Source organism: Paenibacillus canaveralius (assembly GCF_047238265.1).
Taxonomy (GTDB): domain Bacteria; phylum Bacillota; class Bacilli; order Paenibacillales; family NBRC-103111; genus Paenibacillus_F.
In genome coordinates, this window is the sequence record NZ_JBDFMM010000001.1 from 5,647,221 (window position 1) to 5,660,867 (window position 13,647).

Annotated in this window: 13 protein-coding genes; 8 read left to right on the forward strand and 5 right to left on the reverse strand. The window is 54.4% G+C overall.

The window, feature by feature from the left end:
• The first annotated feature begins 267 nt into the window (after positions 1–267).
• Together ABC395_RS25520 and ABC395_RS25525 are read left to right on the forward strand one after the other, a co-directional pair.
• On the forward strand, positions 268–1,827 hold the full coding sequence (locus ABC395_RS25520) for a PucR family transcriptional regulator (RefSeq protein ID WP_413006511.1): 1,560 nt from the start codon (positions 268–270) through the stop codon (positions 1,825–1,827).
• Positions 1,828–1,842: 15 nt separating this feature from the next.
• Entirely contained in the window at positions 1,843–2,619 is a 777-nt protein-coding gene (locus ABC395_RS25525; RefSeq protein WP_413006512.1) for an SDR family oxidoreductase, read from the forward strand.
• A 122-nt stretch (positions 2,620–2,741) separates the two neighbouring features.
• On the opposite strand, the gene ABC395_RS25530 is transcribed toward ABC395_RS25525, so the two are convergent.
• Entirely contained in the window at positions 2,742–4,505 is a 1,764-nt protein-coding gene (locus ABC395_RS25530) for a methyl-accepting chemotaxis protein (RefSeq protein ID WP_413006513.1), read from the reverse strand.
• 256 nt (positions 4,506–4,761) lie between these two features.
• On the opposite strand from ABC395_RS25530, the gene ABC395_RS25535 reads away from it, so the two are divergent.
• The 5 genes from ABC395_RS25535 (at position 4,762) to ABC395_RS25555 (ending at position 8,749) form a co-directional block, all read left to right on the forward strand.
• Complete coding sequence (locus ABC395_RS25535; RefSeq protein ID WP_413006514.1) at positions 4,762–5,916, forward strand: YhgE/Pip domain-containing protein; 1,155 nt, start codon at positions 4,762–4,764, stop codon at positions 5,914–5,916.
• An 86-nt stretch (positions 5,917–6,002) separates the two neighbouring features.
• On the forward strand, positions 6,003–6,533 hold the full coding sequence (locus ABC395_RS25540) for a PadR family transcriptional regulator (protein ID WP_413006515.1): 531 nt from the start codon (positions 6,003–6,005) through the stop codon (positions 6,531–6,533).
• A gap of 194 nt (positions 6,534–6,727) precedes the next feature.
• Complete coding sequence (gene yedE, locus ABC395_RS25545) at positions 6,728–7,942, forward strand: selenium metabolism membrane protein YedE/FdhT (protein WP_413006516.1); 1,215 nt, start codon at positions 6,728–6,730, stop codon at positions 7,940–7,942.
• Positions 7,932–8,159: a sulfurtransferase-like selenium metabolism protein YedF gene (yedF, locus tag ABC395_RS25550; RefSeq protein ID WP_009675875.1), complete on the forward strand. Its 228-nt coding sequence runs from the start codon at positions 7,932–7,934 to the stop codon at positions 8,157–8,159. The genes yedE and yedF overlap by 11 nt, the downstream gene beginning before the upstream one ends.
• A 131-nt stretch (positions 8,160–8,290) precedes the next feature.
• Entirely contained in the window at positions 8,291–8,749 is a 459-nt protein-coding gene (locus tag ABC395_RS25555; RefSeq protein ID WP_413006517.1) for a hypothetical protein, read from the forward strand.
• 74 nt (positions 8,750–8,823) lie between these two features.
• On the opposite strand, the gene ABC395_RS25560 is transcribed toward ABC395_RS25555, so the two are convergent.
• The 4 genes from ABC395_RS25560 to ABC395_RS25575 form a co-directional block, all read right to left on the reverse strand.
• Entirely contained in the window at positions 8,824–10,125 is a 1,302-nt protein-coding gene (locus tag ABC395_RS25560) for an aldehyde dehydrogenase (RefSeq protein WP_413006518.1), read from the reverse strand.
• A gap of 139 nt (positions 10,126–10,264) precedes the next feature.
• Entirely contained in the window at positions 10,265–11,284 is a 1,020-nt protein-coding gene (locus ABC395_RS25565) for an NADP-dependent oxidoreductase (protein ID WP_413006519.1), read from the reverse strand.
• A gap of 173 nt (positions 11,285–11,457) precedes the next feature.
• Positions 11,458–11,751: an ArsR/SmtB family transcription factor gene (locus tag ABC395_RS25570; RefSeq protein ID WP_413006520.1), complete on the reverse strand. Its 294-nt coding sequence runs from the start codon at positions 11,749–11,751 to the stop codon at positions 11,458–11,460.
• 27 nt (positions 11,752–11,778) lie between these two features.
• Positions 11,779–12,183 carry a winged helix-turn-helix transcriptional regulator gene (locus ABC395_RS25575; RefSeq protein WP_413006521.1) on the reverse strand — a complete coding sequence of 135 codons (405 nt, stop codon included), beginning with the start codon at positions 12,181–12,183 and terminating at the stop codon, positions 11,779–11,781.
• Between the two features lie 197 nt (positions 12,184–12,380).
• Here ABC395_RS25575 and ABC395_RS25580 point away from each other — a divergent pair, with 197 nt between their 5' ends.
• Positions 12,381–13,583, forward strand: coding sequence for an MFS transporter (locus ABC395_RS25580; protein ID WP_413006522.1), 1,203 nt, complete (start codon positions 12,381–12,383; stop codon positions 13,581–13,583).
• The last annotated feature ends 64 nt before the right edge of the window (positions 13,584–13,647 follow it).

The window sequence follows — 13,647 nt, forward strand, 5'->3', positions numbered from 1 at the left end:
GTGCCCGCCTCCCAAGCTTGCGGACTCTATGTTTTGCGCAGCAAAATGGGGCGATGAAGCGAATGTTTTGCCGGTACAATCTTGGGTCATAAGAAAGACGTTTTTCCTTTGTGCAGCGGCCCAAATACTTCCGATTTATTTTAGATGGCGGCCCATACGAAGCGCAAAGCACTTTTGCTATAGTTAACCGCAAGAGGGCGGGCTTCTTGCCTGCATTCCGGGGGATTGTGGTACGATCAAGCCATGATCTATCTGCGAGGTGAGTCGATGACGACGTCTTTTACGGTTAAAAATCTGCTGGATATGCCGCTCTTCCAGGGAGCCGAGGTTTTGGCGGGGGCACAAGGGCTGTCCAACGAAATCTTTTATGTAGACTGCATGGAGACGCCGGATCTCACAGGCTGGCTGAGGCCCAATGAGCTGATTCTGACAACGGGCTACTCTTTCCGGTTCGAGCCGTCCATGCTGTGCAGGCTTCTCGACGAAATGCACCGGGTCGGAGGTTCTGCCGTCGGCATCAAAACGAAACGGTACTTGCAGGAAGTGCATCCCGAAGCGATCGAGCTGAGCAACCGCTACGGCATCCCCTTGTTCGATATCCCGCTGGATGTGCCTTTCATGGATATGACGCGCTCCATTATGGACCAGATTTTGCAGCGGCAGGCGTATCTGCTCAAAGAAGTCCAGGAAGTGAACCAGCAGTTCACCGGCATGGTCCTGAACCGGAAATTTTCGGAGCTCGTGATTCTTATCGGGAAGCTGCTGCGCTGCGAAGTGGCCATTCTGAACCGGGACGGCGAAGTGGAAAGCGGCACAGCCGAGTATACGGCGGAAGCCGGCGTGGAAAACCGCCCCGTTTTTACGGGGAACCGGGTATTCGGTACGCTGTCGCTTACGCGTAAGCTGGAAGACGGGGACCATTTCGCGAAAATGTGCCTGGATCATGCCGTGATGGCGCTCGCCATCGAATTCACGATCCGGCAGGCCCAGCAGCTTCACCGGGCGCGGGAGCAGGAGCTCTTCGCGGCCGAGCTTCTCTCGGGCGGGGTTTCCCGCCAGGAAGACCTGCTCCGCCACAGGGCCAGGCACCTTGGCATCCCCTTCGGCGACTGGGTGTATGTCATGGCGCTCCGGGCCTCTTGCTCCGCGGATGCGGACACCGGGACGGTCAAGACTCTCCACTCCCGTCTAGCCGAGGAAATGAACCGCGACAGCGGCGGGCAAAGGCGGCTCGCCGTCGAGATCAATGACCGCCTGCTCCTGGTCTGCGCGGCCGACCGGCAGGATACCGGGAAGCAGATCGATACGGCCCGCAAGTACAAGGCGGAGCTGGAGGGAAGAGCTTCCCGGATCACCGGAGCTTCCGTGACCGTCCGCTGCGGCATCGGCGCTGTCCGCGGGCAGTACGCGGACCTTCACGCGAGCTGCCTGGAGGCCCGTCAGGCGCTGGCCTTCGGGGAGCAGGAGGCGGCACAGCCGGAAGTGCTTCATTTCCGTGACAGGCTGGTGGAGCATCTGCTCATGGACGTTGCCGGCCATCCGCTCCTGGAACAGCTTCACGGGGAACTGCTCCAGCCGCTGCTGGATTACGACGCGGAAGCCGGAACGGAGCTGCTGCCGACGCTCAAGGCTTACTTGAAGTCGGGCAGCACGAAACAGGTGGCCGAAGAGCTGTTCATCCACCGCAATTCCGTCTTGTACCGGCTGGAAAGAATCCGTGAGCTGCTGCAGGCGGATATCCATGATCCCGATATCCGGTTCCGGCTCGATCTGGCGATCCGTTACGGACAATCCCGGAAAATCAAACGCCTATGCCCTCAGCTTTAACTACGAAACGAGGAGATGGCTGCGATGTCAACGTTAAAAGACCGGCGTGTCGTTATTATCGGAGGAAGCTCCGGAATCGGGCTGGCCACGGCACGGCAGGCGGTCTACCAGGGAGCGGAAGTCATTATCGCGGGACGTTCCGCGGAAAAGCTGAAACAGGCGGAAGAAGCGCTCCAGCTCGCCTCGTCCGGTATGCAGGGGGAAACTATTCACCCGGCCGGACGGGTGCGGGTGCGGACCTTCCGGCTGGATAACCGGAACGAAGACGAGCTGCGTATGTTCTTCGCCGAGGTCGGGGCTTTCGATCATCTGTTCACCCCGGGCGCGTCTTATGTGCGGGGACCCGTTACCTCGGACTCGGAAACGGCGCACAGCTGCTTCGAGGGAAAGTTCTGGCCGCAGTATAATGCCGTCAAATACGCGGTGCCGTATCTTTCCCGCAATGGCTCCGTCGTGCTGATGTCGGGAGCTTTTAGCCAGCGCCCGCTCGGTGACGGGGCCTCCTATGCCGCCTGCAACGGAGCCATTGAAAGCCTCGGCAAAGCGCTTGCGGTCGAGCTGGCTCCCGTACGCGTCAACGTGGTTTCCCCCGGAACAATTGTGACTAATTTCAATTGGGAAGGTGCTTCGCGGGAGAAACGGGAGGAATCATACAACGCGTACAACGATATGTGCCTGCTCGGCCGGACCGGAAACGCCGACGAAGTGGCGCACACGGTCGTGTACTTGATGACGAACAGCTACACGACCGGAAGCACCCTGTTCCCCGACGGCGGGTACATCCTGCGCTAACCTGAGGGCACACGGCCGGAATGCCGGCTTCCCCCCGGCATCTGTCCTTCCACAAAAAAAGCCGCCTGCCGCGGATCTTACTCCACGGCAGGCGGCTTCTTGCTGCATGCTGACCGGAGAGCCTAGGAAGCGGCTGCCGCCAGCTCCCCGTGTTCCCGGTAATGAACGCCGGGCAGGCTTGCGGCCTCCGGTTCGTCACTCTCGAATTTGAACTTCTGAATTTCGTCCTGCAGCTCTTTGGCCATGCGGCTGAGCGCCTCGGAAGATGCGGAGATTTCCTCCATGGAGGCAAGCTGCTCCTCGCAGACCGCCGCCACGCTCTGGGAATGGCCGGAAATATCCGCGGACAAGCCCGAAAGCTGTTCCTCCGCCTTCAGCAGCTGCTCCGTAGCGGCCGACAGCTCTTCGGTCGCGGCCGAGACTTCCTGCACCTGGCCGGTTACGGTCCCGATCGCCCGGTAAATGCCGTTGAACGCTTCTCCGGTACGGTCCATAACGCGTGTTCCGGCCTCCACCTCGGCAGAGCCACGGTTCATGGCGGTCACCGATTGGGCTACCGTCTGAACCATCCTCTGAATGCCTTTGGCGATCTGCTCCGAGGCTTCTCCCGTCTGCTCCGCCAGCTTCTTCACTTCTCCCGCCACGACGGCAAACCCTTTGCCGTGCTCTCCGGCCCTCGCCGCCTCGATGCTCGCATTGAGCGACAGGAGGTTTGTCTGCTGGGCGATATCCTTGATGAAGACCGTGATCTTCTCAATGTTTCGGGACTGCTCGCCCAAGTCATGAATAACCGCGGCGGATTCCTCTATCGTGCTCCGGATTTGCCGCATCTGTACCACGGTTTCTCCGAGCAGCTTTCTCCCCTCTTCCGCCTGCAGCGCCGCCTGCTCCGATGACTCCACCGTAATGGAAGCCGACTCGGCAATACGCTGGATACTCTGGGCGCTTTCTTCGATGGCCTGCTTGTTTTCGCGCAGCTGGTTCACCTGCCGGTCGGCGGTGCCCGAAATATCCTGCATCGATTCGGCTACCTGCTGCGAACCCGTGACGGCCTGTTCGGAGCCGTCGGACAGCTCTCTGGAAGCGGCGGCCACTTCGACGGCATTCCGGTTGATTTTGGCGAGCAGCGTCTTCAGGTTCGCTTTCATTTCATTAAAAGCCCCCGCCATTTGGCCGATTTCGTCTTTCTGCTTAAGCCGCACATCGTCGCCCGTCAAGTCGCCCTCCGCGATCCGCTTGGCCGCCTGGGCCACCAGCGTTACGGGGCGCGCGATCATCCGGGTGATCAGATAAGCGAGCACGACGCCCGCGACAAGCGCCACAAGAAGCGTGATCCGCAGAAGCGTCTTGATGTCGCCGACCTGATGCGAAGTCTCCTGAACGGACCGGTCCAGCAAGGACTGCTGATAGTCTTCCAGCTCCGAAGCCGTTTGCGTCAACTGGCGGGCCATCGGCACGCATTTTTCTTCTACCAGCCTGGTGTAGTTCCGTACATCTTCCACTTTTTTGTAAGCCGCTATCTCAGCTACAACACCCGCATACTGCTCTTCCAGACTGCTTAACCGGGCAGCCAGTTCTTTGGATTTGTCCTGATGTATATTAGCCTGCAGCTTGCTCATTTCCGCTTTGAACGTCTGTCTGTCCTGCTCGTAGCTTTTAAAATGCTCTTCATTGCCCGTCAGGAGGTATCCCCGCACGTTTTTCGCTTCTTCGGACGCGGTTGTTCCCAAGTCCTTGATAAGCAGAATTTTTTCTACCCGGTCGGTAATCAGGCTCTGATATGCGTTATTTACCGAGGTAAGCTGGTAGAGCCCGATAGCCCCGACCGTGAGAGTCAGCAGCAATACCGCTGCGAAACTGAGCGCAAGCTTCTGTTTGAACTTCATAAGGTTCCTCTTTTTTTATGTAATTTTAGGTCTTAACTCCTATTAAACCTGAAATCGGGATTTTAAAACATGGCTATTTCGACTGTTTTCGATAAAATTTTCGTAAATTTTGAGTCTTACGGCTTAGTTTCACATTTTGAACCCGTTCATAATTTATTCATTTGACAACTCCTTCTGCCAAGCGTAGAATTACAAAAATAAATTACTCTAATTAGAGTACTTTGATTAGAATATATTTTTCTAGGAGTGAGAGCACGTGAACGGATTCTTAAACTTTATGAAAAGCAAAGCCGTGATCGGCGGGTTAACGATGATCCTGTTTTACCAGGTCGCGTTTATCGCCATTTTTATGTCCGGATACAGCGCGATTCCCAAGAATATCGACGAGCTTAAAGTCGCGATCGTCAACGAAGACACGCAGGCCGGCAAGGAAATCGCCGCCAGCTTGCAGAAAGAGCTGCCCTTCCGCGTCACTACGGGCGCTTCGCTGGAGCAGGCCCGGGAAGAGCTGAACGATCGCGATGTTCATATGGTGATCCACATCCCGGCTGACTTTACGGAGAAGCTTTCCCAGCAGAACCAGAAAGCTCCGCTGGATTTTATGATCAACCAGTCTAACCCGGCGACGGTCACCAGCACGATGCAGTCGGTCGTTACGCAAATTACCGGCAGTCTGAACCAGCAGTTCGCCGTACAAAACGCGCAGGGCATTCTGCAAAATCTGAACATGCCCGAAGAGCAGGCCAAACAGCTTGCGGCCGAAATCCCGGCCAAGCTTGCGCCCAACATGATCAATATCAATAAAGTGCCTGCGGGCATGCATAATCAGATGGCGCCTTTCTTCCTGGCGATGGTTAGTTACGTGGGAGCCATGGTGTTCTCCATGATGGTGACGGGCGCAACCCGGGCCTACACCCCTATTCTCGGCCGCGCCAAGGCTTTCTGGTACGCACAGGGAGTAAACGCGCTTGTCGCCTTCTTCTCCCCGCTGATCGGACTTACGATCTACTTCCTTGTCCAAGGCGGTTACGAAGCCGGCGTCTTCCTTCAAGTATGGCTCGTTCATGCGCTGGAGCTGTTCGCGGCAATCGAGTTTATGTCTATTTTCTGCTACCTGCTCAAAGACTACGCTATTTTCGCGAACCTGACGCTTATGCTCTTCCAGACCATCAGCAGCGGCGCCGTCATGACCCAGGATATGATGCCGGCTCTGTTCAGATGGGTAAGCCACATCTCCATCATGTACTACACCGTACAAACGGATTTCAGCCTGCTCTTCGGCGGAGGCAGGGTCGGGGAAAATCTTCTCGGACTCGCCGGTATGGCCATTGCGTCGCTTGTGATCGGACAGCTGGCTTATCTGTTCGTATCTCCCGGATTCAAGAAAAAAGCACTGACGGATGCTTCTTGAGCCCTCTTCGTGTACAATAGTAAGGCTTGGGGGTTCCCTTGAACCCCCGGTTTGTCAACATGATGGTTCAAAGGGGAGACTTTCCGATGTCACTGCAGATTTTTATTCTGGGAATCTTATGCGAAGGCAATCACCACCCTTACGATATAAAGAAAATGTTCAAGAAGAACAACATAGAGGACGTTCACAAGATCAACGACGGAACTCTTTATTACAATTTTGACGTCCTCTTGAAAAAGGGCTATATCGAAAAACGGGAAGTCATCCGCGAGGACAACCGCCCCGAAAAAACGACGTACGGAATTACTCCGAAAGGCCGCGAGTTTCTGGAGCAGGAAATCTACGCGAGTTTCCGGAATTTCACCGGAGTTGAATCGCTCTACTCGTCTACCTTGTTTCTGCAGCATGCCGACAAGAACAAGCTTATTTTTCTGATCGAGGAAGTTATAGACAAGATGAGGAACCGGAGCGAGCAGCAGAATCAGGATTGGGAAGCCTTTAAGGACAAAACGCCGCCGAGCGTTCATCTCATTCAGGATTATGTTCATAACCGGATGAAGCTGGAGTCGGAGTGGCTGGTTAAGCTGCTTGATTTCGTCAAAAACGACAGCCGGTAACGGATTTCTTTTATGAAACGGATAAAGTCACAAATCGGATCAGGTGCAAAAGTAACTTTTGCCCTGGTTTTTTGTGTTTCACGGCATTTTATAGAAGGGGATTGCCCCATTATCCGGGAGGGTGTAGTAAAATGGATGGTAGCAAATGAGCAAGGAATAAGATTGACTACTTAGAGTTAGGGGCTAGAAGAAGTATGCAGGGGACCATCAAAAAGATTTTCACTCATTACTGGAGTCCTTATATCGCCATGGGTCTGGCCGGTGTGTTAAGCGCTCTGTACTTCGGCATTACGAAAACCGTCTGGGCAGTAACCGGAGAATTCACGCGTCTGGGAGGACACATTCTTCAGCTTTTCGGCGTGGATGTGTCGGATTGGGCTTATTTCAAGCTGGTCGGCATGAACGGGACTACGCTGAGCCGTACCGATGGCTGGATCGTCTGGGGAATGTTTATCGGCGCTCTCGTTATGATTCTGTTCAGCAACAATTTTAAAATCCGCATTCCGAAGCAAAAACGCCGCCTGGTGCAGGGGTTTGCCGGAGGAATTATCGCCGGCTTCGGCGCAAGGCTGGCCCTCGGGTGCAATCTGGCCGCCTTCTTCACAGGGGTGCCGCAGTTCTCGCTGCACTCCTGGATCTTCATCGCGGCTACCGCGATCGGCACTTATCTCGGCGTGAAGGTCGTGAACACGGCCTGGTGGAAAGGCAAGCCCGTGCTGAGCAAGGGCAATACGGCCGCTTCTCCTTCAGCCGAGAAGAAACGGATCGTACAGCCCTACGTGGGGGCGGGGATTGCACTCGCTTACGCGGCGCTCATCGTTTATTTCTTCGCCTCGGGCAAGGGCATGCTGGGCACAGCGGCGATTTTCGGCGCAGCCTTCGGTATTCTGATCGAACGCGGGCAGATCTGCTTCACCTCGGCTTTCCGGGATCTCTGGATCAGCGGCCGCGCCACCATGACCAAAGCCATTACCGCAGGGATGGCGATAAGCTCCGTGGCCACGCTGGTCATCATTCTCGTCTACGGGCTGGAGCCCATCACCAAAATCGCCGCGCCCAGCACACTTGTCGGCGGAATCTTGTTCGGCCTCGGCATCGTGCTTGCAGGGGGCTGCGAGACCGGCATGATGTACCGGCTGATGGAAGGCCAGGTCGTCTTTCTGCCGGTATTTATCGGCAACATTATCGGAGCGACCGCTCTCGCTTACGCCTGGGACCATCTCGGCGTCTTCAACCTGTTCGCCAAGAGCGGCTCGAAGATTAACCTGATCCCGCTCATGGGCCCTTACGGCGCCCTGTTCGCCACGCTCGCGCTGCTTGCCGCCGGATTCGCCGTGGCCGCTTACTGGCAGAAAAACTACCGGTTCGGAACCGGATTCAAGAAAGGGGACACTACCCATGTCCGTTGATTACACACTCGATATCAGAGGCGAATCCTGCCCTTATCCCGTCATTTATACACTGGAAACCCTTCGCGACATGAAAAAAGGGCAGCTTCTGCAGGTGATTGCAGACTGCCCGGCCGCCTTCCGCAACGTGCCGGAAGAAGTGGTGAAGCACGGTTATACGATGGCCCAGGAGCCGGTCAGAGACGGCCAGGAGTTTACGCTGTATATCCGGGCCTAACTAACAGGCCTTTGCCAACAGGAAACTTGAATAAAATAATATTTTTAACAAATATTGTAACTTTCTTACTCTTCAACCTGTCTATAACTATGGAGCTTAAAGTTCCTAAAATAAGGGTTGGAGGAGATCATATGCTAAAAAGATACGCAAAAAATCTGTTATCCTTAGGTGTTATTGCTTCAGCATTACTGGTAGGATCTCAATCGGCTTTTGCAAGTGACGGAGTGGGAGACTCCCGCGGAACCGCAATCGCTATTTCTCCCAATTCAGCCGCCGTGCAGACTATTTCCGACAGTACGGATGTTGATTATTTTGCATGGACCAACAACACGGGAAGTAGGATAAGCAGCGCTTCCGTTCATCTTTACAGCCCTTCGAACAATAATTATGATCTGCAAGTTATACAAATTTTGTCTCAAAGTAACAACTACGAAGTTACGACAACAGCCAGTGACCACGGTAACGGGATAGAAGATAGTGTCAGCTTCAGCCCCATTTATCCTGGCGACACCGTCTATTTTAAAGTTTATGGGCACGACTCCTCCCAATACGGAGGTGCTCCTTATACCTTGTCCTTCTTCACCTACTAGAAGCAAGCCACCAACGCAAAAACCCTCCGGACCCGCAAATGCGGAACCGGAGGGTTTTTCTTTATCGTTTTGCGCTACGCTCTGCGCTTCAAAATACTTTTCTTGTGTGAAAACGTATCGAAGCTGCCCTGGCCGTGGTACGAACCCATTCCGCTCTCGCCAACACCGCCGAACGGAAGGAAAGGCGATGTGAGATGCGCCAGCGTTTCGTTGACGCAGCCTCCGCCGAACGAAACACTGCCGAGAATCCGGTCCTGCACTTCGGTGTTCTCGGAGAAAACATAGAGCGCAAGAGGCTTCGGACGTCTCGTGATTTTGTCCAGCGCCTCGGAAAGGTCGTCATAAACCAGGACCGGAAGAATCGGACCGAAGATTTCATCGCGCATCACCGGATCTTCCCACGTAACGGAGTCCAGGATCGTCGGCTCGATAAACAGCCGGGAGACATCCGTTCTTCCGCCGAAAACAAGCTCCCCGTCGCTGAGAAAGGCGCTCAGACGATTGAAATGCTTTTCGGTCACAATGCGGGGGAAGTCCGGATTCCGCGTAATGTCCTCGCCATACAGGGCATGAATGGCGGTCTTCAGTTCGCCCAGGAAGGCATCTTTTACCTCCCGCTGAATAAGGAGATAGTCCGGTGCCACGCAGGTTTGCCCCGCATTCAGGAATTTGCCCCTCGCGATGCGTTTGGCGGCCGATTCCAGATCGGCATCCCCGTGGACGATACAGGGGCTTTTGCCTCCAAGCTCCAGGGTAACCGGAGTCAGATGTTTGGCCGCGGCTTCCATGACGACCTTGCCGACCGGTGTGCTGCCCGTGAAGAAGATCGTGTCGAACTTTTCTTTCAGCAGCGCCGTGCTCGCTTCCACTTCCCCTTCGACTACGGTAACGTACTCTTCCGGGAAGTTTTCCCGAACCAGCTTGGCAAGCATGCGTGATGTCTCCGGAGTAAACTCCGAAGGTTTAAGGACGGCACAGTTGCCCGCAGCCATCGCCCCTACCAGAGGCGCAACGGCAAGCTGGAACGGATAGTTCCACGGCGATATGATAAGCGCCACCCCGTACGGCTCCGGGTAAATGACACTGGTCGCATCGCCCAGGAAAGACGGCGTATCTACCTGTTTCGGTGACATCCACGACGAAAGATTTTCCAGCGTGAACCGGATTTCTTCCAGGACGATTCTAATCTCGGAGGAATAAGCCTCCGCTTCCGACTTGTTCAAGTCTTTCCTCAAGGCGGCAAGCAAATCTTTCTCATGCTTCCCAATGGCGTCTTGGAGTTTGTTCAGCCCCTGGATACGAAACTCCATCTCTTTCGTTTGTCCGGTAAGAAAAAATGTCCGCTGTCGTGCAACCAATGCCTTGTATTCTGCCATCTCCAACACTTCCTTTTCTATATTCCCGTCTAACGAGAGGAGGAGGACACATAGTCCCCCGCCATTCGTTACTTCTTTTTTTCATGCGGTTTGATGGCCGCCTCCGCTTCCATCCTCGCTGAACGGCTGCCGTTTTCCGTTATTCTCCGTCCGTCCCGCTTACTTTTACAAGCATTTTACCGAGATTGGTTCCTTTAAAAAGCTCCAAGAACGCTTTGGGGACGTTATCAAAGCCTTCCACGATCGTTTCCTCGTACTTCAGCTTGCCTTCCGACAGCCACTTGCCCAAATCCGCTCCGGCTTCCGGAAAACGGGAAGAATAATCGCTCAGAACGAAGCCCCGGATCAGAGACCGGGTCTTGATGAGCTGAGGCTGAATCCGGGGACCGAGGTCGCCGTCCGTGCTGTTGTAGGAGGAGATGGCGCCGCAAAGCGGAATGCGCGCATGATCGTTCAGCTGCTTCATCACGGCATCCGAAATTTGTCCGCCCACGTTGTCAAAGTATACGTCGACTCCGCCCGGGCAAGCTTTTGCTATCGCTTCATCCAGGTTCTCCGCCGTTTTATAGTTAACCGCGGCATCGAAACCCAGCTCTTTCTCCAAGTAGGAGATTTTCTCGTCCGAGCCCGCAATACCGACGACGCGTGCTCCTTTCAGCTTCGCGATCTGTCCCACCATCATGCCTACCGCTCCGGCCGCACCCGACACGACGACGGTTTCGCCTTCTTTCGGCTTGCCGATATCCAGCAGACCGAAATAGGCCGTCATTCCCGTCAGTCCGAGGACACTCAAATACGCGGAAAGCGGGGCCAGGTTTTCGTCCACTTTGCGGACGGAGGAAGCGTCTACCGTGTTGTACAGCTGCCAGCCGAGCATACCCAGCACTTTGTCCCCGGCTTGAAATTGCTCCGAATGGGAGGACACGACCTCCCCGACAATCCCGCCGCTGACCGGCTCGTCCAGCTTGTAAGGCGGCACATAAGATTTAGTGTCGTTCATTCTGCCTCTCATATATGGATCAACGGACAGATACAGCGAGCGAACGACAACTTGGCCCTCGGCAGGATCGGATACGGGAACTTCCCGGAATTCGAAATTATCAACGGTCGGCATCCCCTCGGGACGTGAACGGAGTACGATTTGTTTATTCATCGGCATATAAATTCACTCATTTCTCGGTAATTTTATTGAACTATGGTTAATAAATAATAAAACTATCGCACAAACTAGCTGCACCAGAGAAAAGCGGACATGACCTATTTTTTACCCGATTTTGATAGTTTTAAAACTATACAACTATTGGGCCGAAAAACTCAGGTTTCCCGGCAATTTTACAAACTGTCCAAGAAACCCGGCAAAAACTGATGAAACATGTCTCTCCGCAGTTCGCTCGTTTTATTCTGGCCGTTGCGGATCACTTTTATAAGGCCGGCTTCATACAAAATTTTCAAATGATACGATACGTTCGATTTATCCATGCCTACGGATTCGCCGATTTCGCCGCATGTATTGCTGCGTTCATGACGATGAAGATACCGGATCATTTCGATTCGCTTCACTTCGGCCAGCGCCTTAAAAATCTTGACCCGCTGCTCGTCTTCCACAGTTAATTGTTCGATAGTCATAAAACTATTTTAGTCCTCTCTCCTATGTTATGTCAACTTCATCGCCTCTTCCGCCTCTTCGAAGCTTTTGTCGTTTAAAAAGCTGTCTTCCAGAACAGCCGACTTGTCTCCGTATACTTTAACAATATGTTTCTCTCCCCAAGCGCATAGAGAATCGAGAATTTTTTGCAGCCCCCACCCGTATTCGCTGAGCTCATAATCCACACGGGGCGGGATTTCCTGATAGATCGTTCTTTTGATTACTCCGTCTTCCTCCAATTCGCGCAGCTGCTGGGTGAGCATTTTCTGCGTAATCGACGGCATAAGACGCTTAAGCTCGCTGGTGCGCTTTTTTCCGTGCGTCAGATGGCAAAGAATTACACACTTCCATTTTCCCCCGATAATCTCCAGTGTAGCTTCAACCGGTATGTTGTATTTCTTTTTTGTCGTCATGTTTCGGCCTCCCTTTATAGGTTACCCCAAAGATACTACGGTACCCGCAGGTACCTATGATACTTAAAAGTACGTTCTTTTCACACGGGACTCTATCCCCCATAATAGCACTCACCGGATAGAATACACCATACCGCTGGTACAAATAACAGACTTCCAATTATACCCGGAATTCTGAACCGATAGGAGAGAGATTCATGACTGCCGATTCACAAAAAAGCACGCTCGCTTTACTGGCGCTGGCCATTAGCGCATTTGCCATAGGTACCACCGAGTTTATCAGCGTCGGGCTGCTGCCTCTGATTGCGGAGGATTTGCAGACATCTTTGACGACTGCGGGGCTTACAGTCTCCATGTATGCGCTGGGAATTACGCTCGGCGCCCCGATCTTGACGTCCCTGACGTCCACCATGTCGCGGAAAACGCTGCTCTTGTGGATTATGGTCGTCTTCATCATCGGCAACAGCCTGGCGGCCGGAGCGACGACCATAGGCGTCCTGCTTGCCGCCCGTATCGTCTCCTCGCTGGCCCACGGGGTCTTCATGTCCATCGGCTCGACCATCGCGGCCGATCTCGTGCCCGAACACCGCCGCGCCAGCGCGATCTCCATCATGTTCACGGGCTTGACCGTGGCAACCATTACCGGCGTGCCGATCGGTACCTTCATCGGCCAGCAGTGGGGATGGCGGCTCGCTTTTGCGGCCATCGTCCTTGTGGGCGTCGTCGCCTTCATCGCGAACAGCATGCTCATCCCTTCCACACTACCGAAGGGTGTCCGCACCACATTCCGCGATCAACTGAAGCTCGTGACGAACGGCAGGCTGCTTCTGATGTTCATCATCACTGCGCTCGGCTACGGCGGCACCTTCGTCGTGTTCACGTTCCTGTCTCCGCTGCTGCATAACGTTACCGGTTTCGCGGAGAATACCGTCACCCTGCTTCTTCTCGTTTACGGAATCGCAATCGCCGCAGGCAACGTAATCGGCGGTAAAGCCGCGAACCGCAAGCCCCTGCCCGCCCTGCTGGTCATGTTTCTTCTGCAGGCGGTCGTCCTGTTCGCGCTTGCTTTTACGGCCCCGTACAAGGCAGCCGGACTGATTACCGTTCTTCTGATGGGGCTGTTCGCCTTTATGAACGTGGCCGGGCTTCAAGTTTTCGTGCTGACGCTCGCCAAACGCTACGTTCCCGCGGCGGTTGATGTCGCATCCGCGATCAATATCGCGGCGTTCAATGCCGGGATCGCCATCGGCGCTTACCTGGGCGGTGTCGTCACCGAACGGATGGGCTTGATCCATACCACTTGGGTAGGCGGCATCATGGTCACGGCCGCCGTTGTTTTGACCGGCTGGAGCCTGCTCCTTGAAGGCAGAACGTCTTCTCGGGATAAGGTCTTGAATTAACCGAACTGACAAGCCGTCTGATCCGCCACTCTGTATATTTCCAGCCGCTTGTACCTCGTTCACT